This is a genomic window from Archangium sp. (genome assembly GCF_045802675.1).
Lineage (GTDB): Bacteria > Myxococcota > Myxococcia > Myxococcales > Myxococcaceae > Archangium.
The window spans coordinates 19,461-43,027 of record NZ_JBJMQO010000146.1; the positions used below are offsets into that span (position 1 = coordinate 19,461).

General features: G+C 70.5%; 21 protein-coding genes. 9 read left to right on the forward strand and 12 right to left on the reverse strand.

Translation table 11 applies throughout. The features are described 5' to 3' along the window. Nucleotides 1-16 precede the first annotated feature (16 nt). Nucleotides 17-1,102 (forward strand): DNA-directed RNA polymerase subunit alpha, encoded by a 1,086-nt coding sequence (locus ACJ8AN_RS40170; protein ID WP_407760920.1) that lies wholly within the window; start codon nucleotides 17-19, stop codon nucleotides 1,100-1,102. Between the two features lie 176 nt (nucleotides 1,103-1,278). Next, nucleotides 1,279-1,686: a 50S ribosomal protein L17 gene (gene rplQ, locus ACJ8AN_RS40175; protein ID WP_407760921.1), complete on the forward strand. Its 408-nt coding sequence runs from the start codon at nucleotides 1,279-1,281 to the stop codon at nucleotides 1,684-1,686. Between the two features lie 162 nt (nucleotides 1,687-1,848). Here the strand turns inward: rplQ and ACJ8AN_RS40180 are convergent, their stop codons facing one another. Genes ACJ8AN_RS40180 through ACJ8AN_RS40190 form a run of 3 tightly spaced genes read right to left on the reverse strand, consistent with a single transcriptional unit; the run spans nucleotide 1,849 to nucleotide 4,735 of the window. Beyond that, complete coding sequence (locus ACJ8AN_RS40180) at nucleotides 1,849-2,484, reverse strand: hypothetical protein (protein ID WP_407760922.1); 636 nt, start codon at nucleotides 2,482-2,484, stop codon at nucleotides 1,849-1,851. 46 nt (nucleotides 2,485-2,530) lie between these two features. Beyond that, entirely contained in the window at nucleotides 2,531-3,934 is a 1,404-nt protein-coding gene (locus ACJ8AN_RS40185) for a tetratricopeptide repeat protein (RefSeq protein ID WP_407760923.1), read from the reverse strand. Between the two features lie 15 nt (nucleotides 3,935-3,949). Continuing rightward, nucleotides 3,950-4,735, reverse strand: coding sequence for a lysophospholipid acyltransferase family protein (locus ACJ8AN_RS40190; protein ID WP_407760924.1), 786 nt, complete (start codon nucleotides 4,733-4,735; stop codon nucleotides 3,950-3,952). 301 nt (nucleotides 4,736-5,036) lie between these two features. Between ACJ8AN_RS40190 and ACJ8AN_RS40195 the strand changes: the two genes are divergently transcribed. The 3 genes from ACJ8AN_RS40195 to ACJ8AN_RS40205 are packed head-to-tail and all read left to right on the forward strand — an operon-like array spanning nucleotide 5,037 to nucleotide 8,564. Continuing rightward, nucleotides 5,037-5,651, forward strand: coding sequence for a deoxynucleoside kinase (locus ACJ8AN_RS40195; RefSeq protein ID WP_407760925.1), 615 nt, complete (start codon nucleotides 5,037-5,039; stop codon nucleotides 5,649-5,651). Next, on the forward strand, nucleotides 5,648-6,820 hold the full coding sequence (locus ACJ8AN_RS40200; protein ID WP_407760926.1) for a DUF2314 domain-containing protein: 1,173 nt from the start codon (nucleotides 5,648-5,650) through the stop codon (nucleotides 6,818-6,820). Before ACJ8AN_RS40195 ends, ACJ8AN_RS40200 begins: the two co-directional genes overlap by 4 nt. Nucleotides 6,821-6,860: 40 nt before the next feature. Further along, nucleotides 6,861-8,564: a sigma-54-dependent Fis family transcriptional regulator gene (locus ACJ8AN_RS40205; RefSeq protein WP_407760927.1), complete on the forward strand. Its 1,704-nt coding sequence runs from the start codon at nucleotides 6,861-6,863 to the stop codon at nucleotides 8,562-8,564. A 21-nt stretch (nucleotides 8,565-8,585) separates the two neighbouring features. Here ACJ8AN_RS40205 and ACJ8AN_RS40210 read toward each other — a convergent pair whose 3' ends face one another. Genes ACJ8AN_RS40210 through ACJ8AN_RS40220 form a run of 3 tightly spaced genes read right to left on the reverse strand, consistent with a single transcriptional unit; the run spans nucleotide 8,586 to nucleotide 10,968 of the window. Next, nucleotides 8,586-9,131 (reverse strand): non-canonical purine NTP pyrophosphatase, encoded by a 546-nt coding sequence (locus ACJ8AN_RS40210; protein WP_407760928.1) that lies wholly within the window; start codon nucleotides 9,129-9,131, stop codon nucleotides 8,586-8,588. Nucleotides 9,132-9,143: 12 nt separating this feature from the next. Next, a complete protein-coding gene (locus tag ACJ8AN_RS40215; protein WP_407760929.1) occupies nucleotides 9,144-9,983 on the reverse strand; it encodes an SIR2 family protein in 840 nt (279 codons plus the stop codon). 55 nt (nucleotides 9,984-10,038) lie between these two features. Beyond that, nucleotides 10,039-10,968 (reverse strand): DMT family transporter, encoded by a 930-nt coding sequence (locus tag ACJ8AN_RS40220; RefSeq protein WP_407760930.1) that lies wholly within the window; start codon nucleotides 10,966-10,968, stop codon nucleotides 10,039-10,041. 120 nt (nucleotides 10,969-11,088) lie between these two features. Between ACJ8AN_RS40220 and ACJ8AN_RS40225 the strand changes: the two genes are divergently transcribed. Then, the gene (locus tag ACJ8AN_RS40225; RefSeq protein WP_407760931.1) at nucleotides 11,089-12,009 is read left to right on the forward strand and encodes a pseudouridine-5'-phosphate glycosidase; all 921 of its coding nucleotides are present in this window, start codon (nucleotides 11,089-11,091) and stop codon (nucleotides 12,007-12,009) included. Between the two features lie 57 nt (nucleotides 12,010-12,066). Here the strand turns inward: ACJ8AN_RS40225 and ACJ8AN_RS40230 are convergent, their stop codons facing one another. Continuing rightward, complete coding sequence (locus tag ACJ8AN_RS40230; protein ID WP_407760932.1) at nucleotides 12,067-14,217, reverse strand: transglycosylase SLT domain-containing protein; 2,151 nt, start codon at nucleotides 14,215-14,217, stop codon at nucleotides 12,067-12,069. Nucleotides 14,218-14,621: 404 nt separating this feature from the next. Between ACJ8AN_RS40230 and ACJ8AN_RS40235 the strand changes: the two genes are divergently transcribed. Continuing rightward, the gene (locus tag ACJ8AN_RS40235; protein ID WP_203412396.1) at nucleotides 14,622-14,855 is read left to right on the forward strand and encodes a hypothetical protein; all 234 of its coding nucleotides are present in this window, start codon (nucleotides 14,622-14,624) and stop codon (nucleotides 14,853-14,855) included. Between the two features lie 54 nt (nucleotides 14,856-14,909). On the opposite strand, the gene ACJ8AN_RS40240 is transcribed toward ACJ8AN_RS40235, so the two are convergent. The 4 genes from ACJ8AN_RS40240 to ACJ8AN_RS40255 form a co-directional block, all read right to left on the reverse strand. Continuing rightward, on the reverse strand, nucleotides 14,910-16,424 hold the full coding sequence (locus tag ACJ8AN_RS40240; RefSeq protein WP_407760933.1) for a CAP domain-containing protein: 1,515 nt from the start codon (nucleotides 16,422-16,424) through the stop codon (nucleotides 14,910-14,912). A 2-nt stretch (nucleotides 16,425-16,426) separates the two neighbouring features. After that, the gene (locus tag ACJ8AN_RS40245; RefSeq protein ID WP_407760934.1) at nucleotides 16,427-16,720 is read right to left on the reverse strand and encodes a DUF721 domain-containing protein; all 294 of its coding nucleotides are present in this window, start codon (nucleotides 16,718-16,720) and stop codon (nucleotides 16,427-16,429) included. A 92-nt stretch (nucleotides 16,721-16,812) separates the two neighbouring features. After that, entirely contained in the window at nucleotides 16,813-17,832 is a 1,020-nt protein-coding gene (locus tag ACJ8AN_RS40250) for a type VI immunity family protein (protein WP_407760935.1), read from the reverse strand. A 10-nt stretch (nucleotides 17,833-17,842) separates the two neighbouring features. Beyond that, entirely contained in the window at nucleotides 17,843-18,445 is a 603-nt protein-coding gene (locus ACJ8AN_RS40255; RefSeq protein WP_407760936.1) for a hypothetical protein, read from the reverse strand. 479 nt (nucleotides 18,446-18,924) lie between these two features. Here ACJ8AN_RS40255 and ACJ8AN_RS40260 point away from each other — a divergent pair, with 479 nt between their 5' ends. Then, nucleotides 18,925-21,564 carry a carboxypeptidase regulatory-like domain-containing protein gene (locus ACJ8AN_RS40260; RefSeq protein ID WP_407760937.1) on the forward strand — a complete coding sequence of 880 codons (2,640 nt, stop codon included), beginning with the start codon at nucleotides 18,925-18,927 and terminating at the stop codon, nucleotides 21,562-21,564. Nucleotides 21,565-21,687: 123 nt separating this feature from the next. After that, the gene (locus ACJ8AN_RS40265; protein ID WP_407760938.1) at nucleotides 21,688-22,566 is read left to right on the forward strand and encodes a diguanylate cyclase; all 879 of its coding nucleotides are present in this window, start codon (nucleotides 21,688-21,690) and stop codon (nucleotides 22,564-22,566) included. Nucleotides 22,567-22,776: 210 nt separating this feature from the next. Here ACJ8AN_RS40265 and ACJ8AN_RS40270 read toward each other — a convergent pair. Next, nucleotides 22,777-23,567, reverse strand: a 791-nt coding sequence (locus ACJ8AN_RS40270; protein ID WP_407760939.1) for a lysophospholipid acyltransferase family protein, incomplete at its 5' end; no start/stop codon positions are given.

Below are 23,567 nucleotides of genomic sequence, written 5' to 3' on the forward strand. Positions count from 1 at the left end.
CGAGGAGCAGAAGGACATGGCTGACTCTTTCATCGCGAAGAACTGGCGCGACCTCATCAAGCCCCGCCGCCTGGAAGTCGATCAGGACTCGCTCACCCCCACCTACGCCAAGTTCGTGGCCGAGCCGCTCGAGCGCGGCTTCGGTACCACGCTGGGCAACTCGCTGCGCCGCGTGCTGCTGTCGTCCCTCCAGGGCGCCGCCATCACCACGGTGAAGATCGAGGGCGTGGACCACGAGTTCACCACCATCCCCGAGGTGGCCGAGGACGTCACGGACATCGTGCTGAACCTGAAGGAGGTCCTCCTCCGGATGCACACGAACGAGCCGAAGACGCTGCGCATCGAGGCCGAGGGCCCCAAGGACATCAAGGCCGGTGACATCATCGCCGACCAGGACGTGGAGATCCTCAACCCGGGTCACCACGTCTGCACCCTGTCCGAGGGTGGCAAGGTCCGCATGGAGCTCACCTGCCGCCGCGGCCGTGGCTACGTCCCGGCCATGGCGAACAAGCTCGCCGGCTCGCCCATCGGCAGCATCCCCATCGACTCGCTGTTCTCGCCCATCCGCAAGGTGAACTACCAGGTGACCAACGCCCGCGTGGGCCAGGTCACCGACTACGACAAGCTCACCCTCGAGGTGTGGACGGACGGCTCCGTCACCCCGCAGGACGCCGTCGCCTACGCGGCCAAGATCGTCAAGGAGCAGCTCACCGTCTTCGTCAACTTCGACGAGACCGAGGAGCCCGTGGCCGTCGAGGCGCCCAAGGAGGAGGCCAAGCTCAACGAGAACCTCTTCCGCTCCGTGGATGAGCTGGAGCTCTCGGTGCGTTCGGCCAACTGCCTGCAGCAGGCCAACATCAAGACCATCGGCGACCTGGTGCAGCGCACCGAGGCCGAGATGCTCAAGACCAAGAACTTCGGCCGCAAGTCCTTGAAGGAGATCAAGGAGATCCTCGCGGAGATGGGCCTGTCGCTCGGCATGAAGCTGGAGAACTGGCCTCCGAAGACCCCGCCCCCGGCTCCCGCTCCGGGCGCTGCCGCCGCTGCCGCCGCCGCCGCCGCGGGTGCCCCGGCCCCCGCCCCCGGCGCGCCCAAGGCGTAGTAGAACTCCCGCAGTAACCTCCTCCCACGGGGTGGCATGGCCCCATGCCCCGCGGGAGGAGGGGACCCTCACCGGTCCAACCCAGCAACGGTGGAGCCCGTGCCGGTTCCATCCTTCCCACCCGGTACCTCGTACGGCCGGAGTGGTGGGCCCCGAAAGGGCCCGAGGTCAGCACCATGCGTCATAAGGTCGGACAGAGGAAGCTCCACCGCGACACGAGCCACCGGCTCGCGATGCTCCACAACATGGTTACCTCGCTGCTCGAGCACGAGGCCATCCGCACCACGCTGCCCAAGGCCAAGGAGGCCCGGGCCCTCGCCGAGCGCATCATCACCCTCGGCAAGCGCGGTGGCCTGGCCAACGTGCGCCTCGCGGAGCGGACGGTGCGCAACCGCGCCATCCTCCAGAAGGTGTTCAGCGAGTACAAGGACCGTTACGCCAGCCGCCCGGGCGGGTACACCCGCATCGTTCGGCTCGGCTTCCGCAAGGGTGACGGCGCCGAGATGGCCCTGCTGGAGCTGGTGGATCGTCCCGCCAAGGCCAAGGCAGAGGGTTCCGAGGCCACGGAGACCAAGGCGGAGTAGTCGGCCGTCCGTAGGGCAGTGCACGAGAGCGTCCTTCCTCCTGGGAAGGGCGCTTTCGCGCTTTCGGGGCTCCACCGTGAGCGCCACGTGGGCGGAGGGCTCCCGGAGGCCCTCGACGCCCGTCCGAGTGAAGCCGGGGCTCCTGCGCAGCTCCTGTGCGGGCTACTGCGCGTCCTCGGTGAGGTTGTTGCCGTCCTGCAGGAGTGTGGCCCGGCCCTCGGAAGTGCGCATCTCCAGGCCCCGGATGGAGATGTCCGAGGGAGCCGCCTGGCCCGTCGCCCCCAGCAGCTGCTTGGGGCTGATGGTGACCTCCTTCGCCGGCGCCACGAGCGCCACCGACGCCCGCCACTCCGCGCCGCGATCGTCCTTCACGACGATGGTGACGTCCGTCCAGGGCTCCTGGCTCTTGTTGAGGATGGACACCGAGCTGCGGCTGGGGATGAGCACCAGCTTCGCGCCGAAGTCTCCCGTCTGCTTCACGCCCCGGCCACACGTGGCGCCAAAGGTGAGCACCGAGACCATCACCCAGCCTCCCACGATGAAGGCCTTGTACTTGAAGAAGCGGTCCTGCTCGCGGAACTCCTGGACCTTCTCCTTCACGATGGAGAGGGCGTTCAGGGCCACGTTGGCGCCCTCGGACTTCAGCTTCTGGGCGAGCTGGGCCTGCTGCTGCTCCTTCGGCAGGGGGGCCGTACGCGCGGCGCTCATCACGCGCGGGTTCGTCTGCGTCACGCGGGGCACGTTCGCCGACGACGGCGTTCCGCGCGGCTGCTGGGGCTGATTGGAACCGTTGCTCATCGGGCTTCCAGTCTAGAGGGCGCGGGCCGCCCCTGGCTACTGGCCCCTACGGGCCCTTGAGCTGCTGCAGCGCCCGCGACGCCACCGCGTTCTCCGGCTGGGTCTCCAGCACCTTGCGCAGCCAATGCTCCGCCTTCCCGGCCGCTTCCTTCCGCTCCTCGGGCCGCGAGGACTGCCTCGCCTGCTCCGTGAAGAGGATGCCCAGACGCAAGGCGAACTCCACGTTCTCCGGATCCTTGTCCACCACCGCCATCAGCTCGCGCTCGGCCCCCGCCCAGTCGCCCTCCAGCTGGCGCACCAACGCCAGCTTGCCCCTCGGCGGCACCTGGTCCGGCTCCAGCACCGTCAGCACCTGGAAGGCCTCGCCCGCCGCCTTCAGATCCTTGCGCTCCAGGTGGAGGTCCCCCAGCCGGAACCACGCCATGTCCAGCATCGGGTTGAGCGCCACCGCCTTCTCCAGGTACGGCCTCGCCGCCTCCGGCCTCTGCCTCGAGAGGTACAGCTCGCCCAGGTAGAAGTGGTTCTTGCCGTCCTCCGGCGCCAGCTCGATGGCCCGCTTGAACTCCTCCACCGCCCGGCCCGCGTCGTCCAGCCGCTGCCACGCCAGCCCCAACAGCGCGTGCACCACCGCCAGGTCCGGGTAGTCCCTCAAAATCTCCTCGAAGGCCGCGATGGCCGGGTGGGGCGCGTCCAGCTCCTGCAGGTAGCGCATGCCCTCCTCCAGCTTGCCCTCGGCCGCCTTCGGGAAGCGCGCGAACGGATCGGCGATCTGATCCATCAGCGCCCGCGCCGTGGCCACCTCGGAGGGGCTCGGGTTCATCCGCACCAGCGCGCCCAGCGCCGCCACCGCTCCCTTGGAATCCCCCGTGCGATGCAGCGCCTTGGCCAACGGCAGACGGATGCCCGCGCGCTCCGGTGCGAGCTCGGCCGCGCGCCGCAACGGGCCCACCGCCTCCGCGTACTGCTCGGACTCCAGGCGGGCGAGCCCCAGCCGATAGTGGAACTCCGGCTCGTCCGGCTTGAGCTCCAGCGCCCGCTCGAAGGCGGCCACCGCCGGGCCCCCCGCATCCGAGGCCCTCGAGAAGTACGCCAGCCCCAGCATGTAGTGGTTCACCGCCCGCTCGGCCTTCGCGTTGCGGCGTTGCAGCTCGGCGATCCACGCGTCCGTGTGGCCCGCCTTCACCTGCGCCTCCGTCAGCGCCCGCGCCAGCTCCAGGTCCTCCGGCGCCCGCGCCGCCTCGGCCTCCAACAGCGGCAGGGCTCGCTCGGGCTGGTTCTTCGCCAGGTACTCGCGGGCCTGCGCTCGCGCATCCAGGGGGCGCTCGGCGGCCGTGCCATGGCTACACCCGGTGGCGAGGCCCAACCCCAGCACGGCCACGCCGGCCCAGGAGAGGCGCCAGCGGCGCGGAGGGCGCGGCGAAAGACGGGGGACAGGGGAGGGAAGGCGCACGGGGAGACGGTCTCCTCAGGAGGCGTTGCGGGTGGGGGAATCGCCCTCGACACCGGCGGCGGCGGTGACCCGCTCGGGATCGCCTCCCTTGCCACCCAGCTCGAGGCTCTGCGCGATGATGACGTCGCGCACGGCCCTGGCCAGCCCCTCGCGGTCATTCTCGGCGAAGCCCGTGGTGTCGATGGGCTTGCCGATCTTCACGTGCACGGGGCCTGGCTTGATGTTCCACGAGTTCTTCGGCATCACCGAGCCCGAGCCCTCGATGGTGATGGGCACCACGGGCACCCGCGACTTGAGCGCCAGCGCGAACGGGCCCTTCTTGAAGGGCAGCACGCGCCCATCGTCCGAGCGCGTGCCCTCGGGGTAGAGGAACACGCTGGTGCCGGCGCGGATCTTCCGGGCGGCCTCGTCCAGCGAGGCGATGGCCTTGTCGCGCCGGCCGCGGTTGACGAAGATGTGCCCGCAGAGCCACAGGTACCAGCCGATGAGCGGCACGTACTTGAGCTGGTGCTTGGCCACGTAGCGGAAGTTCACCGGCACCGTGGCGAAGTGGATGGGGATGTCCAGCGTGGACTGGTGGTTGGACACGTAGATGGTGGGCCGCTTCGGGTCCACGTTCTCCTGTCCCGTCACCACCACGCGCGCCCCTCCGGTCCTGATGAGGATGGGCCCCCACAGCCGGCGGGCCACCCACACCGAGGCCCCCGGATCCAGGGTGACGAGCGCCACCACCAACGTCATGGGAAAGCAGATGGCGGTGGCGACCACCGCGACCACTATGCACAACAGGTTGCGTAGCATCCTTGGGCGACCTCGGCTTCGTCCTGGGGAGAGCCCACCACGGCCCTGAACCCGGTGTCCCGCCAAAAACGTTCGAACCGCACAGCCGCCCGGCGCTCTTCCAGGCGCCAGCGGCCGCCCGCACGCTCGTGCGCCCGGCGATGGTGGGGGAGGGCCCCCGGCCGTCCAGGGCCAGGACGGCCACGAGGGCCGGAGCTGCCGGGACGGGGGTGGGGGCGGGGCTCGGACATGGGCGCCCCGTATCTACCACGCCACCTTGTTTCTGGTGTGCGCCGCCCGGTGGGGGTACAAGCACCGGGCCTTGGCCAGGAAGAAGTTCATCGCGATCGCGGGAAACATTGGAGCCGGGAAGACGGAGCTCACGTCCTTCCTCTGCCGGAAGTACGGCCTCACGCCCTTCTTCGAGCCCAACGACGAGAACCCCTACCTCGCCGACTTCTACAAGGACATGAAGACCTGGGCCTTCCGCTCCCAGCTCTTCTTCCTCACCGCGAAGTTCCGCCTCCAGCGCGAGCTCGAGAGCTCCCCGGGCACCACGCTCCAGGATCGCACCCTCTACGAGGACGCGGAGATCTTCGCGAAGAATCTCCACCGCCAGCGCTACATCGACAAGCGCGACTGGCGCATGTACTGCGACCTCTACGAGACGTTCGCCCAGACGCTCCACCCGCCGGACCTGATGATCTACCTGCGCTGCCCGGTGAAGACGCTGCGCCAGCGCATCCGCCTGCGTGGACGGGAGATGGAGCAGGACATCCCCACCGCGTACCTCAACCGGCTGAACACCCTGTACGAGGAATGGTTCAGTGGCTACAAGTTGTCTCCCGTCCTGGTTCTCCCGACGGACCAACTGGATTATCTGACCAACCTCGTGGACCGCGTGGACCTCTTCAAACAGATCGAGAAGCACCTGTGAAGGAGGTCTACCTCGTCGCCATCGCACGCGCCTCGGCCATCCCCGAGGACACGCTGCGCGCCGCCTTCGAGTCCGAGGAGATGGCCTATACGCCCGCCCCGGACGGCCAGGGCTTCTCCCTGGAGGCCGAGGGCTCGCGCGTGGAGGTCGTCTTCGAGTCCCGGCCCACTCCCACCGAGTGGACCCACGACCTGTTCTCGGGCAGCGACACCGCGCTGGAGTCGCTCAGCCACGCCCGCGCCTTCTACCGCTTCGCCTTCGAGACCGGCGGCGCCCAGCCCACCGTGCCCGTCTTCGTGGCGCTCATGTGCGCCCGCATCGTCCTGACCCACGCCGACGGCGTGCTCGTGGACATCACCTCGTCCAAGGTCCACGACTCCGAGGACGTGGCGGAAATCACCGAGCTGGACTTCGACATCCGCGACCACGTCAACCTCCACGCCGTGGAGGTGATTGAAGGCGAGACGCCCCTGTGGGTGCACTCGCACGGCATGGAGAAGTTCGGCGCGAGAGACCTGGAGATCTTCCACCTGGGCGAGCAGGACCTGCTGCCCGCCGAGGCCTTCCTCCACGAGCTGTGCACGGACCTGGCCTTCGGACAGGGGCCGCCCCTGCGCACGGAGATGGGGACCAGCGAAGGCCAGGGCTTCATGCTGGTGCCCTCGGAGGAGGCGCGCGCCAACCTGCTCGGCGTGCCGCTGGAGGCCTTCGAGGGCCATGAGGGCCTCTTCCTCACCGTGGTGTCGCCGCTGGGCCGGCACAACACCGCGGAGCTGCTGCGCCCCTTCCGCGAGCGCTTCGCCCAGGAGCCCGCCGAGCGGATAGAAGCCATGCGCCAGGACACCCAGGCGCTCGTGCCCGCCTTCAAGGCCCGCTTGCTGCGCCGCGGCCTCATGGAGCCGCTCACCTTCCTGGTGCGCTCCCCCTTCGAGACCCACCCGGAAGGCAGCACCGTCACGGAGCAGCTCTGGATGGAGGTGCTCTCCTGGGACGAGGGCGTCGTCGTCGGCCGCCTCGTGGATGGCGCGGTGCATACCACCGAGTGGCGCAAGGGCGCCCACGTCGAGGTGCCCGAGGCCGACCTCAACGCGCTCGCGCTCAGCCGCGAGGGCCGGACCCTGGAAGAGGACGAGGTCCGCGCGCTGCTCATCGCCGAACGTCCGATGTGACGCCCGGTGTGGGGGAGGGGTGCTAGCATCCCGCGCCCCCATGCCCGCCCTGTTGCTCCTCTCCGGACCCTCCGCCGGCCTCCGCTACGAGGTCCAGGGCGAAGCCACGATCGGCCGCAGCCCCTCGTGCGAGATTCCCCTCCCCGAGGACGACCAGATGTCCCGCCGCCACGCACGCTTCTTCGTGCGGGACGGCCGGGTACACGTGGCGGACCTGGGCTCGCGCAACGGCACCTCGGTGAACGGCGAGCGCGTCTCCGGCGAGGGGGTGCTCCACCCCGGCGACCGCGTGCAGGTGGGGAAGACGACCGTGCTCGTCGAGCCGCCCGGAGCCGCCGCCCTCGTCGTCCAGACGCCCGTGGGCACCAGCCAGCTCCCCGTCGAGGAGGTGCTGCCCCACGTGGGCACCGAGGCCGCGCTGTACTCGGCCGGGGCCGCGCTCCTGGGCGCCACCAGCGAGGCCATGGTGCTGCGCCGCGTGGCCGAGGAATCGCTCCATGCCCTCCATGCGGACGCGGCCGCGGCGCTCCTCGGAGACATCAAGGGCCTGCTCACCGCGGCCGTGGTGGGCGCTTCCTCCGTCGAGGTGCCCCGTGAGATGGCCCGCGCCGCGCTCGAGCACGCCGAGCAGGGACGCTCCGCCAGCGCCCTGTGCTCGCCCCTGGTGGCCTCCGGTGGACTGCCCTTCGGCGTGCTCTTCGTGGAGCGCTCCGAGCCTCCCTTCTCCGAGGCCGATGGGCGGCTGGCCGCCATGCTCGGACGGCTCGGCGGCGAGGCCTACGCGGCCGTGCGCTCGCGCGTGGACGCGCAGCCGGCCCGCGTGGACATGACGGGCAACTCGCGCCCCTTCCGCAAGGTGGTGGAACAAGCCCGCCGAGCCGCCGCCAGCGCCGCCCCCGTCGCCATCTCCGGCCAGCCCGGCACCGGGAAGTCGCTGGCCGCCCGCTACATCCACTCGCGCTCGCCCCGCGCCCTCGGGCCCCTGGTGCGCGTGGACTGCCGCGAGGCCGCCTCGCTCGAGGAGGTGCTCTTCGGACGCTCCAGCGCGCCGGGCGTGCCTCCCGTCACCTCGGCGCTCCTGCGCGCGGATGGGGGCACCTTGTTCCTCCACCACGTGGAGCTGCTGCCGCGCCCCCTGTCCGAGCGCCTCGCCCGGTTGCTCGCGCGCAAGACGGCTCCGGCCCGGCAGGGCGGCGAGGAGCCCGTGGACTTCCGTCTCGTCGTCACCACGGGCGCTCCGCTGCATGTGCTCGCCGCGAAGGGCGAGGTGGAGGCCTCGCTCGTCCGGCAGCTCGCGGGGCTCGAGCTGGAGGTGCCTCCGCTTCACACGCGGCGCGCCGACATCCCGCCGCTCTTCGAGCTCTTCGCCGCCCGGGGCGCTCGCGCCGCCCGGAGGGGCCTGCCCGTGCTCACCCCCGAGGCCCGCAAGCTGCTCGTGGACTACGAGTGGCCTCACAACGTGCGGGAGTTGGAATTGCTCGCCGAGCGGCTCGCGCTCGTGCACGGCGGCTCGCCCGTCCACGCCCTGGGCCTGCCTCCGGAGATCCAGGCGGGGAGTCCCTCTCCCGCGCCCATCAGCCTCCAGGAGCGCGTCTCCCGCCTCGAGCGCGACGCCATCGCCGAGGCCCTGCGCACCGCCGGCGGCAAGAAGATCGTCGCCGCCCGCATGCTCGGCATCAGCCGGCCCACCCTCGACAAGAAGATCGAGGACTACGGCCTCACCGTGTCGCGCCGCCGCATGTGAGGCCTCCCGGGTGGCCCCGGCCTACAGCGAGAGCTGTTGGCGCAGCTCCTCGTAGGCGAGCCCCGAGGGCGACACCGCGAGCTTCTCCGTCAGCGTCATCTCCGCGAAGGTGCGCGCGTGCCCCTCGGGGATGAAGAGGGGATCCCAGTGGAAGCCCCGCGTCCCCTGGGGTTTCTGCGCCAGCTCTCCCTTCACTTCCTTCACGATGAGCGTGCGCGTGCGGCCGTCGCAGTAGCACAGCGCGCTCTTGACGATCATCGTCCTCGGCTGCCCCGGGGCCACCAGGTCGCTCAGCCGGTGCCGCAGCGTGTCCCACAGCGGCTTGATGAGCGCCCCCGGCAGCCCATCGAGCGCATCCAGGCAGAAGGCCCCGTGCTCGACCACCACCGGCACCCGGCAGGCCTGGTACGCCGAGGCCGCCTTCGCGAGGATGACCTTCTCCAGGTCCGCGTCGAGGATCTCCGTCACCGGCGTGCGCAGGATGCCGAGCCGGCTCTTGGGGCCGAAGAAGTGCTCGACCTCGCGCACCTTGTCCGGGTTCTGGGTGTTGTACCAGGCGATCTTCATGTTCCCCCTCCGTCAGCCGATGAGCTGAAGCAACTCGGCGACGCTGGCCGTCTTGTCCGTGGGATCCAGCTGGATGACGTCGATGCCCCACTGCGCGAGGATCTCCGGCTGCACCGGCCCCGCTCCATGCGTGGCGAAGAAGCAGCGGCGCCCCATGGAAGTGCTCGAGCCGTGCCGGGCCTGGCTCTGCAGGCGCAGCTGGTGCATCCGGTACCAGATGTAGCGGATGTTGAAGTCGTTGAAGCCGTAGCCGATGAACAGGAAGCTGTGGCTGAGCAGATCCGAGCGCAGCCGCTGGTCGGGCGGCGCCTCGAGCGCCATGCGCTGGAAGTAGCTGCTCTCCGTGAGGATGATCGTCTCCGGCTGCTCGAGCGTGCCGTGGAACTTGATGACCTCGCAGGCGTTCGGGTGGCGCGGGCCCTGGAAGTCCTCGAAGGAGGCGAGCACCACCGCCGCCTTGCCCGCGTCGCGGATGGCCCCCTCCAGGTGGCAGTCGTAGTTGGTGGTGTAGAGCGTGTGCCAGTCGAGCTTCGCGAGCGCCTGGTGCGTGGGCGAGCTCCTGCGCTTCTTCTCGGCCTCGGCCGAGTCGAAGCGCCGCGTCATCTGGTAGATGAGGTTCTTGAGGTTCTTCGGGTTGAGGCCGAAGAACTCGGCGAGCTGCTCGTTGCGGCCGTGGACCTCGAACAGGTCGTGCTCGAAGCCGAGCTCATCGGCCATCCACCCGACCAGCTCCCGCCAGCTCGGCAGGTTCAGCGGCATGGAGAAGCCCGCGCCCAGGAAGGGGATGAGCCGGCCCTCCTCGTGGGCACTGCGCAGCAGCGGCGCGGCCTGGGTGGGAGACAGCACTGCCATGGACGTGCTCCTTGCTCGGACCGGGGGACGGACTCCCGGAGGCCCTGGATAGCACTCAGCGCCGCCGGCTGACGAGCACCCCGGTGATGACCAGTGCCGCGCCCACCGCCTGCATCCACGTGGGCCGCTCGCCTCGCACGAGCCACGCGGTGAGCGCCGCCACCACCGGCGTGCCGCTGTTGTAGATGGCCGTGCGGCTGCTGCCCACCGCCTGCACGCTGCGGCTCCAGACGACGTACGCCAGCACCAGCGGAATCAGCGCCGAGTACACCACGCCAAACCACGCGCTCGGCCCGATGCTCGCGAGCTCCAGCTTCATCACCGAGGGCAGGCCGAGCAGCACCACCCCCGGAGCTCCGGTGATCATCGAGAGCGCCGTGACGCGCAGCGCGGACAGCTCGGTGCCGAGGTAGCGCAGGCCCACCGTGTAGAGCGCCCAGCACAGCGAGGCGCCGAGGATGAGGAAGTCGCCCTGACGCGTCGACGCATCCAGCTCGGGGCCCCGGGCGGTGACGATGAGCAGCATGCCCGGCACCGCGAGCAGCAGCCCCATCGCGAGCGGCTTGCGCAGCTTGTCCACGCCCAGCGCCGCGCCCAGCAGCGCCGTCACCACCGGCGTGCCCGAGGCCAGCATCCCGCTGTTGGCCGCCGTGGTGTGCGACACGCCCAGCACGAAGCAGAGCTGGTACACCGTGTTGCCCACGAACCCGAGTCCGATGAGCTTGAGCAGGGTGGTGCGCGGCAGGGGCTTCCAGCCCTCGCGCGTGTGGAGCACCACCGCCATGGCCACCGCCGCCACCGCGAAGCGCAGCGCCATGAAGGCCAGCGGCGGGAACGTGCCCAGCGCCTCCTTCACCACCGTGTAATTGGTCCCCCAAATGAAGACCACGAGGATGAGGGCGAGATCCGACAGGGACAGCGCGCGCGGAGCGGCGGAGGGCAGGGAGGCAGTGCTGGTGGTGGTGCTCAAGGCGAGCAGCGCCATACCGCCCCCGGGCAGGGCTGGCAATGCCGGCGGAGGCCTCGCCTTCTGTCGAACGGTCCCTGGGTGGGCATGCTCTCCGCGCTTGTCCTGCCCTCGGGCCCGTGGCGTATATGCGCCCCCATGGACTTGCGTTTCTCCGAAGAGGTCCGGCGCGCGAAGGAGCAGGGCGTGCCGTTGGTGGCGCTGGAGACGAGCGTGGTGGCGCAGGGGCTGCCCTACCCGGACAACCTCGGGGCGGCGCGTGCCTGCGAGGAGGCCGTACGCCGGGCGGGTGCCGTGCCCGCGCCCATCGCCGTGGTGGATGGACAGGTGTACATCGGCCTGGAGGAGTCGCAGATGCGCCGGCTCGCCGAGGGCCGTGAGCGCCTGCTCAAGCTGGCCTCGCGGGACCTGGCCGTGGCCATCGCCCGGGGCGCCACCGGCGGCACCACCGTGAGCGCCACCTGCGAGCTGGCCGCCGCCGCGGGCATCCACGTCTTCGCCACCGGCGGCATCGGCGGCGTGCACCGGGGCGTCGCCGAGCACCTCGACATCTCCCAGGACATCTGGGCGCTGGCCCGCTTCCCCGTGGCCGTGGTGTGCGCCGGAGCCAAGTCCGTGCTCGACTTGCCCAAGACGATGGAGGCGCTGGAGAGCGCCGCCGTGCCCGTCATCGGCGTGGGCACCGACGAGCTGCCGTCCTTCTACAGCCGCTCGTCGGGGCTGACGCTGGAGCACCGGGTGGAGGACGCCGCCGAGGCGGCCCGCATCACCCGCGTCCGCTTCGACACGCTGGCGCAGGGCGGCGTGCTCTTCACCGTGCCCCCTCCCGAGGAGACGTCCCTGCCTCGCGCGGAGGTGGAACTGCACATCGCCTCCGCGCTCGCCGAGGCCGATCGGCAGGGGATTCGCGGCAAGGCGGTGACGCCCTTCCTGCTCTCGGAGATGGCCCGGCGCACCAGTGGGAAGACGCTGCGCGCCAACCTCGCGCTGCTCTCCAACAACGCCCGCTTCGCCGGACAGCTCGCCGTGGCCTACGCCCAGGGCTCGAAGCAGGCGTGACACACCTCGCCGTGCCGTTCGCTCGAGGGATGGGGCGAGAGGGGCGCCTGGCTCGGCTCAGAAGCTCACGCCCTCGACCGACGGGGCGGGCACCGTGAGCGACAGCCGCTGCGCCGCTCCGTCCTTCGCGTAGAACGACTGGTACAGGTACAGGTCCGCCAGCACCTGCTTCACGTACCCGCGCGTCTCCTTGAACGGAATCTCCTCGACGAACAAGTCGAGCGGCAGCGAGCCCTTCGCCTTCACCCACTTCACCGCCGCGTCCGGCCCCGCGTTGTACGCCGCCGCCGCCAGCGCCGGGTGCGAGAAGCGATTCATCAGCTGCGCCAGGTACCACGAGCCGTACCGGATGCTCAGCGAGGGCGAGAACAGCTCCGCCGGCGCTGGCTCCGGCTCCGCCAGCTTCTTCGCGATTGCCCGCGCCGTGGGCGGAATCACCTGCATCAGCCCTCGCGCGTCGGCGGCGCTGGCCACCTCGGGGCGGAAGGCGCTCTCGCGCCGCATGATGGCCCACACCAGGAAGGGGCTGACCTTGTAGCGCGACGCCTCGCTCTCCACCGCGGTGGCGAAGGCGCGCGGGTAGAAGGCCGCGAGCGCGTCCGGTGCCCGGGCTCCGAATGCCCGGCCCCACAGGTGCCTCGCCGCCACCGCGTGCGCGTGCCCGTACTCGCCCAGCCGCAGCAGCGCCTGCGCGAACGTCAGCGCCTGCTCCGGGTTGCGGATGCGGGCCGTGCGCGTCTGTACCTCCTCGGCCGCGTCGCTGAAGAGTCCTGCCTCGGTGAGCGCCATCGCCAGCTTCAGCTCCGCCGGCGTCTCGCCCGTCTCCGCCTGCTTCGGCGCCTCGGGGAAGGCCGCGGGCGGCTCACGCCCCAGCTCCCGCAGCCGCTCGGTGGCCAGCAGCGCGTAGTACGAGTTGGGCGCCGTGGTGATGACGGTCTCGTACGCGGGCCCGGTGACGTCCGCCGCGGCGCCTCCCAGCTCCTGGCTGCGGGCCGCCCAGTAGCGCGCCTGTGGCAACAGGCTGCTGCCCGGGAAGGTGTTCACCAGCGTGTCGAGCACCTCGCGCGCCGGGCCGTACTGCTCCAGCCGGATGTGCGCGAGCGCCCGGTACCACATCGCCTCGTCCCGGCGCCGCGAGCCCGCATGCCGCTGGTCGAACGCCTTGAAGGACTTCACCGAGTCCTCGAAGCGCCCGCCCTGCAAATCCAGCCAGCCCACGTAGAAGCCCGCGTCGTCGGCCACGTCCTCCTTGGGCCACGTCTTCTCCACCGCCGCCATCAGCTCGCGGGCCTTCTCGTTCTCATTGGCCTTGAGCGCGCGCTGCGCGATGACGTAGGCGGCCTCGGAGGCCACGGGAGCGGGCCCCTGGCGCGCCACCGCCAGCGCCTGCTCCGCCTCGTCCTTCTTCCCCGTGGCGTACAGCGCCTTGGCGCGCACCAGCGCCACCTGCGCCTTGTCCGGCTTCGTGCGCGGCAACTTCGCCGCCTCGGCCTTCTCCAGCTCCTCCAGCACGCGCCTGGGTGCGCCCGCGTCGAGCAGCCCGCGCGCCCGCTGCAGGTGCTCGGCGAGCGTGAGGCGCAACGGAGGCTTCGCCGCCTCGAGCGCCGTCAGGGCCTCGTCCGCGTACGGGTGCGCGGGGTAGCGCAGCGCCACCGTCTTCAAGTCCTCGCGCTCGCCCGCGGTGTTGCCCGCCGCGCGGCGCGCCTGGGCCCGCTGGTAGAGCAGCTCCGCCGAGGGCTCCTCCTTCGCCGCCACCTCCAGCGGCGCGGCGGCCTCCTTCGCCTGGCCCGCGGCCAGCAGCGACTCGCCCAGCCGTGCCCGCGCCCGCGACGCCAGCGCCGGCGAGCCCTTCTCCACCGCCCGCCCGAAGGCCTTCGCCGCCTGCGCCGGCTCCCCCGAGTAGAAGAGCGCCTGACCCTGGTAGTAGGCCAGGTAGGGCTGGAGCGGCTCGGACACGGTGACGCCGGTGAGCAGGGTGCGTGCCTCGCCCACATCCCCCTCCGCCAGCGCGAGCGTGCCCGCGAGCAGGGAAATGCGTCCGGAATCCGGGCACTTGCTGGCCTTGCAGGCCTCCACGTCCTGGCGCGCCAGGGCTCGGGCGCCGTCGCGGTGGAGCCGTACCGCCTCCAGCGTCTGTGCGGATTGTCCCCACGCCGCCCCCGTTCCCACCACCACCGCGAGCAGCCCGGTCCCGGTCCACCACCGCATGTGCATCTCCTTCTTCCGCCTCCGTCGCCGGAGCGAGGGGCTGGAAAACAGCAGACCCAAACCACACATTCCCACCCCATCCAAACCCGGGGTCAACGGGAGCTTGCTCAGGGTGCGGTTTGACAGCCGGGCCGACAAGCCCTAGATCCCCCCCCGCGACGGCAAGGTCAGGTGTTGAGCACCTGTCAAATCATTCGCTCCAGTTATCCGTGAAATGGGTGTTACTGGGCGTATACCGGGCTGACCCGTTGCGTCAAAAGGGGGCGCTTCATAGGTTGCGCGGCTGTTTCTGCCGCATGACCTGAAAGGTCGCCGATGAGGAGACCTCGCGTTCCGGGCCGTACCCAAGGCCCCATGCGTTCGGGGGGGAATCACAGCTCTACGAGGGAGGGCTCCGTTCCATGCTGAAGCCGTGTCCGACTGATCTGCCGCAGACCATCAACCCCGAGGCCGGGCCCAAGCGGGCCGGCGTCGAGACGCACCGCAATCTCAACTGCAGCTACTACGACAACTGCCTCGACGAGGCGGTGCGTCGCGGTTGGCAGTCCTTCACCTGCGTGAAGTGCCAGATGAACCAGCAAGTGGCTCCGCCACAGATGGGCATCGAGGCGTACGCCACGCAGCGCCGCGCCATCTGAGGCGGCATGCTGTCACGCGACCGAGGCTCCCGGCGTGCCGGGCCGGGAGCCCGCTCAGCGCGTGGCGGCGTAGATGATGACCATCCAGTACTGGCCCTTGCCGTAGGTGCGTGAGTCTCCGCGCACGGCGCCCACGCCCACCAGGGTGTTCTTGCGGTCCCCGAGGCTCTTGGAGTCCGGGAGCAGGGACGGGCTCTCCGCCACGTAGAAGTCCACCGAGGCGCTCTTCACCGTCTCCAGCGCGGCGAAGACGCGGTCGTGCACCTTGGAGCCGGGCAGTTGCACCCGGGGCTCGTCCAGCTCCAGCGCGCGGCGGGCATGGTCCTGGGCGATCTGGTCCAGCACGGGGTTGCGCTCCAGCTTGGGCAGCCCCCGCGAGACGCGGTGCGAGGCGAGCGCCTGGAAGGCCTCCTCGCGCGGGTCCACCGGGTTGGCGGTGGCGGCGGTGGCGCCGGCGGAGGAGAAGACCTCGGTGAGCAGGGCCTGGTCGCGCCCGTCCACCTTCTGGAAGGTGACGCCGATGCCGGCATGGGTGAACCCGGTGCCGAGCAGGTTGCTGCGGTGGCCGGGGCTGTGCTCAATCCCGAAGTGGGCGGCGAGCGGCCCGGAGGCCATGCCGAGGTTCTCCCCGGCGGTGCGGTAGACGGAGCCGACGGCGGACAGGCGGCCGCGCAGGTCCGAGCCATCCGGGGCCACGTGGGCGAAGAAGCCCTCGGTGGCCATGCGATCGCTGTAGGCCTGGGCCACGCCGTTGAGGGTGTCCTCGAGCACGAGCTCCTGCACGCCATGGGCGCGGCGCAGGGCGTTGATGCGGGCGAGCACGGCCACGCGGGCCTCGGGCACGGTGGTGGGCTCCACCACGCGCTCGTTCTCGCGGCCCTGCTTCGAGCTGCCCACGTCCACGAGGAAGATGCCGGCCACCTCGGGCCCCCTGGCGCCGCGGCCGATGAGTTCCACGGTGTAGCGGCCCTCGGAGGGGAAGAGGAGCCGGGTGCAGAACGAGGGCCCGGACTCGCGGGTGAGCGGGGGGCGCTCCACGCGGCCATCCGGCTGGGTGACGTAGATTTCCGTCCAGCGCAGCGGGGACTCGAGCTGGCCGCAGAGGCTCTGGCCGGCGCCGGCCTTGTCGAAGGTGCGGGGGAAGCGCTGGAGGGTGGCCTTGCGCTCGGCGAGCAGCAGCACGAGCGCGGCGCGGTCCTCGTCGACGGCCACGCCCACGCCCATGTGGGTGGCGGGCTCCTGGTTGAGATCCTTCCGGGCGAGCAGTGTCTCCACGGCGTGCTCACGGGCGCCGGCGCGGACGACATAGGAGCGGGGACTCGGGTCGAGCCCCCCCGCGTCGCTGACGGCTTCGGTGAGGGCGAGCAGCTCGACGGCGCCGGAGGGGCTGTCGTCGAGGGCCTCGCGGGCGAGCTTGCGGGCGGCCTGGGAGAGGGCGGAGTCGGCCTGGGGGGCGCGGCGACCGACGCGCTCGAACTCCTGGGTGACGTAGCCGCGGGCCCGGGCCTCCATGGCGTCGGGGGTGAGCGGGGTGGAGGCGAGCAGGGCGCTGAGGGCGAGGGCGAGCATCGCTACTCCAGCCGGAAGAAGAGGGCGGAGACGGAGCCCGGCCCGAGGCGGGCGTTGAGCTGCTCGCGCAGGGTGTCCTGTTGGCGGGAGAGGGTGTGGGCCCACTCGGCGCTGGCCACGGTGACCACGAGGGTGCCTCCTTCGAGGGAATGGGGCCGGGAGTGTTTGGAGATGTGGGGCCCCACCGTGGCGTTCCAGACCGGGACGAGGGTGCGGCCCTTCCCGGACTGCTCGGCCAGGCGGGCCAGGACGCGGGGGAGGAGCTGGTCGAGGGTCTGCGGATCGCGCCGGGCCATGGGGGTGCATCATCGGCCGGGGCAGGGGGAATGCCAACCGGCGAGTGGAGGGGACGCGGGGCGAGGGTTGGACGGAATGCGAGCGTGCGAGCTCAGTCGAGGAACCGTCGCCACCAGCGGCGCCACTCGTCTTCCTCGGCGGCCTTGCCCTGCTTGCGCAGGTGGCCCCAGGGGAAGGGCTCCAACCAGGGCTCCAGCACCCGCGCGAGCTCGCGGTAGGCCGGGAGAGACTGGCCCTGAGTCAGGTCTCCCGCTTCGGGCTCGGGCCCCAGCGTTACGAGAGCGCGCTCTCCATCCAACTCACGCACCTCGGTGGAGGGGGACTGGAGCCGGGCTCGAAGGCTCGTGGCTCCGCCCAGTGCTCCAAGCACGGGCTGGCCGAGGAAATTCATCCAATGGACGCCATCCACCCGGGTGCCCATTTCGTCGCGAATGTTGGCGTTTCGGAGGTCGAAGCCGGGATGACGGAAGCTGAAGGGGCGCAGGGCGTCGAGGCGGCTCCGGCTGGAATACGCGACGTCGAGTGCAAGCCCCGCGTGGCCGGAGGCGAAGGGGAGTTGGGAAGCCATGTCGAGGGCGAGCTCGCGCACGAAGCCGGCGCCCCGCTCCTCGAGGAACTCCGTGGGCAGGGTCACGCGGAGCACACTGGCTCTTGTGGGAGGAGCTTCGCGCCAGGGAATCCGAGCGTGGTAGGAGAATGAGAAGCCGCTGTCCTGTTCCCCGTAGATGCCGAAGTAGGGATCCGCACCGTCCTTCAGGGGGTAGAAGGCCTCCTCGGGCGTGTAGTCATTGGCGTATCGGCGCTCTTTCGGGTTCAGGGTGTCTCGGATGAGCTCCCAACCCCTGTCGCTGAGCTTCGACGGTCCCCAATCGCAGCAGGTGTATTCGAACAGGGCGCTCGGGCGTCCCTCTACAGCGCGCAAGTAGCTGTCGAGGACATGCGACACCCCCGCGGCGATGTCGAAGTTGTCGCGAGGCACGAAGAAGACGATGCGCACGATGTCGCGCGCGATGAGGCGGTCCCAGAGGTGCTCGACGGTCCCTGACTCGAGTGTCGACGATGTGTATCGAATGGGTCCTGGGATTCGGACTCGCGGGTAGGTCGAGGTCATCGGCTCAATCTTATTGGCGAACGATGCCAAGCTGAGGGGTGACGAGGGCGGGTGGACACTCACCGCCGAGGTCTGCATAGAAGGCCATTTGCTCGATGACCTCCGCTGACCATCGGTTGCGACCCACGGCAAATCCGCAGGGGAACTTGAGGTCGTAGATGCACTGAATCCGGGTGATGTTCCGGGTGAAGTGGATGACGAGGTCCGGTTGCAGCGAACCCTCCCACCGATCGGTCAGGAGAACGTCCTCGGTGAGTGGGTCTTTGCGAAGGCGCGGCTCGATGGAGAAGTTATCGGGGAATTCCTCCGCGAGACGGCGCTGAATGCACTCGAAAGCAGCGGCGTGCTTCAGGATCCCAAGGTGCCTGCGCCAATTGGGAGCGAGCTTCTTCCGGACGACTGGCTCTTTTTCGCACTCCGAGTCAGGCAGGGAGCGGCCCTTCCCGAAGAGCTCGTCGTCCACCTTCGTGTTGGCCTCCTTGACGCACTTCTTCAGAACGTCCTCGACGATGCCCTTCTGTGCTTCGTCCAGGAACCGGGTCACCGTGATGAAGCCCTGGAGGGCCTCGGCCGCCTGGGCTGCCTTCTCGAGGACCTGACCGGCTCGGGCCACCGGTATGAGGATCTCCCCGGTGCTCGGGCTGACCGTGGCGCCACAGGCCGCGCCGCATGACTGATTGAACCGGGAGCGTGCTCCGGTGGGTGGTCCACCCCAGGAGGCTTGGGGCAGTGAAGTGGTGGAGCAGGAGAGGCAGAGGAGCGCGGCGACGGAGGTCACAATCACGAGCCGTGCGGGTGGCCACGTCCGGCTCCAGGATGAGTCAGGTCGAAGAGAGTCCATCGGGTACTCCAGGTCATATCCAACGGGCGGGTGTCCGGAGTTACCCGAAAGGGGCGCGTCCTTCGAGGCTATGGGGCCAGGTGGGCCCGAGCAGGGAGTCCAGGGCGGGGCTGTCGTGGGTTGGACGGAATGCGGACGTGCAACCTCGCGGAATCAGGCTCCGGCACGAAGCTGGCTAGTCGGTGTATACGAGCCCCTGATTGACATGGTCCGAGGGGAGCCGTTTGCCTCCCCCCTGACTGGAGCCGCCGATGAATCCCCCCCTTCGTCTGGTGCTATGCGCCGTCCTCTCGTCGTGCCTGTGCCTGTGGACCGCCTGTGGCGCGGCCGACTCCTCGGAGCCTCCCGAGCCGCCTCCGGACACGCCGACCTCGGGCTCGTGCCAGGTGGATCAGGACTGCCCGGATCCGGGGCTCTTCTTCTGCGACACCACGACCTCGCGCTGCCTGGCCGCCTGCCGGACGCAGGACGACTGCACGGCGGCGAAGCGGGGCGAGTACCGCATCGCCGAGTGCGAGGCGAATCCCCTGGGCTGCCGGTGTGACAACAGCCGGTGCGTGCAGGCGCTGTGCTCGGCGGACGCGGAGTGCGCGGGAGCGGGGCAGGTGTGCCGCAACGGCCAGTGTCAGGCGGCGCCCGCGGCGGCCTCGGTGACGGCGTGCCGGGTGACGCCGGACTACGTGGTGGCGCGCGAGGGGACCTCGGCGCGCTTCTCGGTGCTGGCGATGGACGCGGCGGGCAAGCCGGTGGTGGTGCCCTCGGTGGTGGCGTGGACGGCGCTGGACGCGAGCGTGCAGGGAGGCGGGAGCGGCGGGGAGTCCTCCTTCGTGCTGTCGGCGGCGACGGAAGCGGCGCTCGAGTCGGTGCAGGCGCGGGTGGGGAGCGCCACGTGCACGGCGCGGGTATGGGTGTTGGGGGCGGTGGTGGTGCCGGAGCAGCTGCGCGCGGTGGTGACGGACGAGCAGACGGGCCGGCCCCTTCCGGACGCGGTGGTGGTGACGGCGGACGCGCAGGGGGCGGTGACGGCCTCGGCCCGGACGGACGCGAGCGGCGTGGCGATGCTGCCCGCGCTGACGGCGGCGGGGAGCGTCTCCGTGTTCCACGAGGACTTCGGCTACCTCACGCTGGCGCACGAGGGAGCCTCGGGCTCGAGGGACCTGGCGCTGCCGCTGCGGCGCAACCCGACGGACCGGTACGGCGGCTACCGGGGCACCTTCCGCAACATGCCGGTGAGTACGGACATGCACACGGGCCTGGCGGGGCTCTCGTCGCCGGACGCGGTGTCGGAGGTGTCGGCGTCGCTGCTGACGGGCCCGGCGCGGCGCGTGAGCTTCACGATGGGAGGACAGGCCCGCGAGGCGACGCTGCCCGCGGGGGTGTACGTGGTGCTCCCGGGCAGCACGCTGGCGGTGACGGATGTGTCGGCGCAGGGCCTGGCGGGCGTGTGCGACGCGGGGCTCGCGGGCGTGGAGAGCCCCGAGGAGGCCATGGCCACGGGGGCGTGCGGCACGCGCACGGCGTGGGCGCTCGGTGGCGACATCCCGCTCAACGCGCTGCCCCTGGTGTCGGGCGGGACGATGGACGTGGGGCAGATGCTGGCGCAGACGATTCCGCTGCTGCGCACCTTCAGCTCCTCGGTGGTGCGGGACGTGGAGTTCCAGTTGAAGGACACGCCGGGGGCGGACTCGGGCGCGCCGGACTTCGGCGACCAGACGCACTTCACCCCGGTGGACCACGACTTCAAGGCGGACCAGAGCATGGGGCTGGCCTTCTCGTTCGCCGTCCGGGTGCCGGCGCTGCCTCGCTACCGGGGCGTCTGGATGGACAGCGCGGCGGTGCTCGGCGCGGCGCGAGTGCCGGGGCGCGGCGTGGTGCCCCTGGGCCTGGGCATGGGCGTCAACACGAGCCCCGCGGACCCGAACACGGATCAGCAGGCGGGCCTGCCCGCGGCGGGACTGGTGAGCGTGCGGATGGCGCCCGCGCACCACGGGCTCGAGGGCAGTCCGTACGACCTGGTCGTCACGGCCTCGTCCTCGGCCGCCGCGAACGACGCGACGGCGGGAGCGGCCTCCAGCGTGCTCATCCACCGGATGCTGGAGAAGCTGCCGTTCGATCCAAAGGGGAGCGCACCGGTGGCGGTGGGCGGGCCCTTCCTGCCGGTGCCCGAGGGCGCGCGTTACAACTACAACCGGGAGGCGGCGGGTGGGCTCGAGGGCCGGCAGCTGCGCTTCATCTCGGCGCCCGAGCTGCCCACGGGGACGGTGCTGCGCGCGGTGTTCACCAACCGGGCCGAGCACCGCTGGGTGGTGCTGATGGACGTGTCGGGGGCCACCACGGGCGTGCGGCTGCCGGTGCCTCCGGAGTCCTTCGAGGACCGGACGTACTTCGGGGACCTGTCGGGCTCGCGCTCGCCCCTGGGGATGCAGGCGCTGACGCTGCGCCGCACGGGGACATCGGCGGGAGCGGTGTTGGATCTCCACGAGCTGGTCGAGGCGGACGGGGTGGATCTCGAGCACCTGGGGGCGCTGACGGTGGCGTATTCGGCGCTCGAGTACGGGCGGCCGCTGGTGACGTGGGTGGACCCGGCCGAGGACGGGCAGATGCGGTCGCGAGGCTCCAAGGTGACGGTGCGCGTGCTGGCCTTCCGGGTGGGCAGCGGCCCGCAGGATGAGGGCTCCGTGCGGCTGACGTTCGCGGGCGGCGCGGGGTGCGAGGGCCAGACGGTGTCCGGGTACGTGGTGGACTCGCAGGGGCGGGGCGAGGTGGAGCTGCCGCTGCCCTTGGCGTGCTCGGGGACGGGCGTGCAGCTCACCGCGACGCTGGTGGACCCGGCGGGCGAGCCCCTGACTCCCCCCGTGACGAGCTCGCGTACCCTGACCCTCAGCCCCTGAGCACCCGAGCCCCGCTGCCTTTTGTAGCGGGACGAGATCGTTACGTACCGGGCGTACGCCGGTGCACGAATGCGTGCGTGCACTGGCTTATGGGGTTTTCCGGGTGCTACCGTCTTCTCCGGTATGGCGCAGAATGAGACGGTGGTCACCGTCATCTCGAAGATCTCGGAGCGGCCGGTCGATCAAGACGCGGCGCTGGTGGTCATCTACGGCCTGGATCTGGGCCGCAAGTACGATCTGTTCAAGGAGGAGATCCTCATCGGACGCTCCTCGAAGGCGGAGATCCAGGTGGACCAGGAGTCCATCAGCCGCAACCACGCGTGCATCGCGAACACGAAGCGCGGGGTGTTCATCAAGGACCTGGAGTCGACGAACGGCACGTTCGTGAACGACGAGCCGGTGCAGGGCGAGAAGCAGCTGTGCAACGGGGACCTGGTGAAGATCGGGCGGACGATCTTCAAGTTCATCGCGGACGGGAACATCGAGGCGGCGTACCACGATGAGATCTACCGGCTGACGACGATGGACGGGCTGACGCAGATCTACAACCGGCGCTACTTCGAGGAGGCGCTGGAGCGGGAGGTCTCGAGGTCGCGCCGGTACGAGCGCAGCCTGGCGCTGGTGATGTTCGACGTGGACCACTTCAAGCAGGTGAACGACAAGTACGGGCACCTGGCGGGGGACTACGTGCTGAAGCAGCTGGCGTCGGCGCTGCGCACGAAGATCCGGCGCGAGGACGTGTTCGCGAGGTACGGCGGGGAGGAGTTCGGGCTGCTGCTGCCGGAAGTCGATCTGGCGGGAGCGGTGAAGCTCTCGGAGAAGGCGCGCAAGCTGGTGGAGAAGCAGCGCTTCGAGTTCGACAAGAACGTGATTCCGGTGTCGATCTCGCTGGGAGTGGCGCTGCTGGCGGCGGACCACCGGGACCCGGAGGATTTGAAGCGCGCGGCGGATTCCAAGCTGTACGAGGCGAAGGCCGCGGGCCGCAACCGCGTCTGCGCGTGAGCCCGGGCCCCTGGGGTCGGTGCCGAGTCGTCTGCGCCCTCTGAGCGAGCCCCACCTGTTGGGTGACCTGGAGAGCACGGAACTGCACCATCAGGTCCGCACGGAGATGCAGTAGGCCGGTTCCCGCGCAGTGCCTGGAGCTATCGGGTCCAGCGCTGGCCCCTCGTCTTCGAGGGGCCGGTTCTCATGGCGGCGACGCGGGTGCTCGGCTCAGCCCGCGAAGACGGAGCGGCGCTCCTTGAGCAGCGCCTGCAGCATGCCCTGGATGGACTCGCGGGTGCGCTCGGTGAGCCGCTGCACCTGCGACATGTCCTCGGCGGCCTCCGGCGGCAGCTCGCCCACGCCGATGGGATCGCCGAAGCGGATGGTCCACCTCGCCGGCAGCGGCGGCGGCGTCACCGGCAGGTACGGAATCCCCAGGAAGCCGGCCGGAATCTTCCCGAGCAGCGGCGCCGTCTCCTCGGCTCCCACGATGGCCACCGGAATGATCGGCGCTCCCGTGCGCAGCGCCAGCTTCACGAAGCCACCCCGCCCGAAGCGCTTGAGCTGGTAGCGCTGAGCGTACGGCTTGCCCAATCCCTGGATGCCCTCGGGGAAGACGATGACCGGGCGCAATTCGTCCAGCAGCCGCAGCGCGTTCTCCGGGCAGGCCCTCACCGCGCCCAGCCGGTTCATCAGCGTGCCCAGCATCGGCGCGTAGAAGACCTGGTCCTCCGCCAGCCAGCGCGCTTCCTGCAGGTCCGGCCGCTCCCTCGAGAGCGCCTGCTGCAGCATCGGCCCGTCGAAGGGCAGCGCCCCCGAGTGGTTGGCCACCAGCAGCACCGGCCCCGCCGGCACGTGGCTCGCCCCCTGCACCGACACCCGCCAGTAGCGCTCGTACAGGAAGTCCAGCACCGGCTGCATCACCCCGCCGAGCGCCGCGTCCTTCCCGTACTCGTCGATGGCCGTGCCCCCCCCCCACCCAAAACCCCGCACCGCCCCCCCCCAAAACCCCAGCGCCC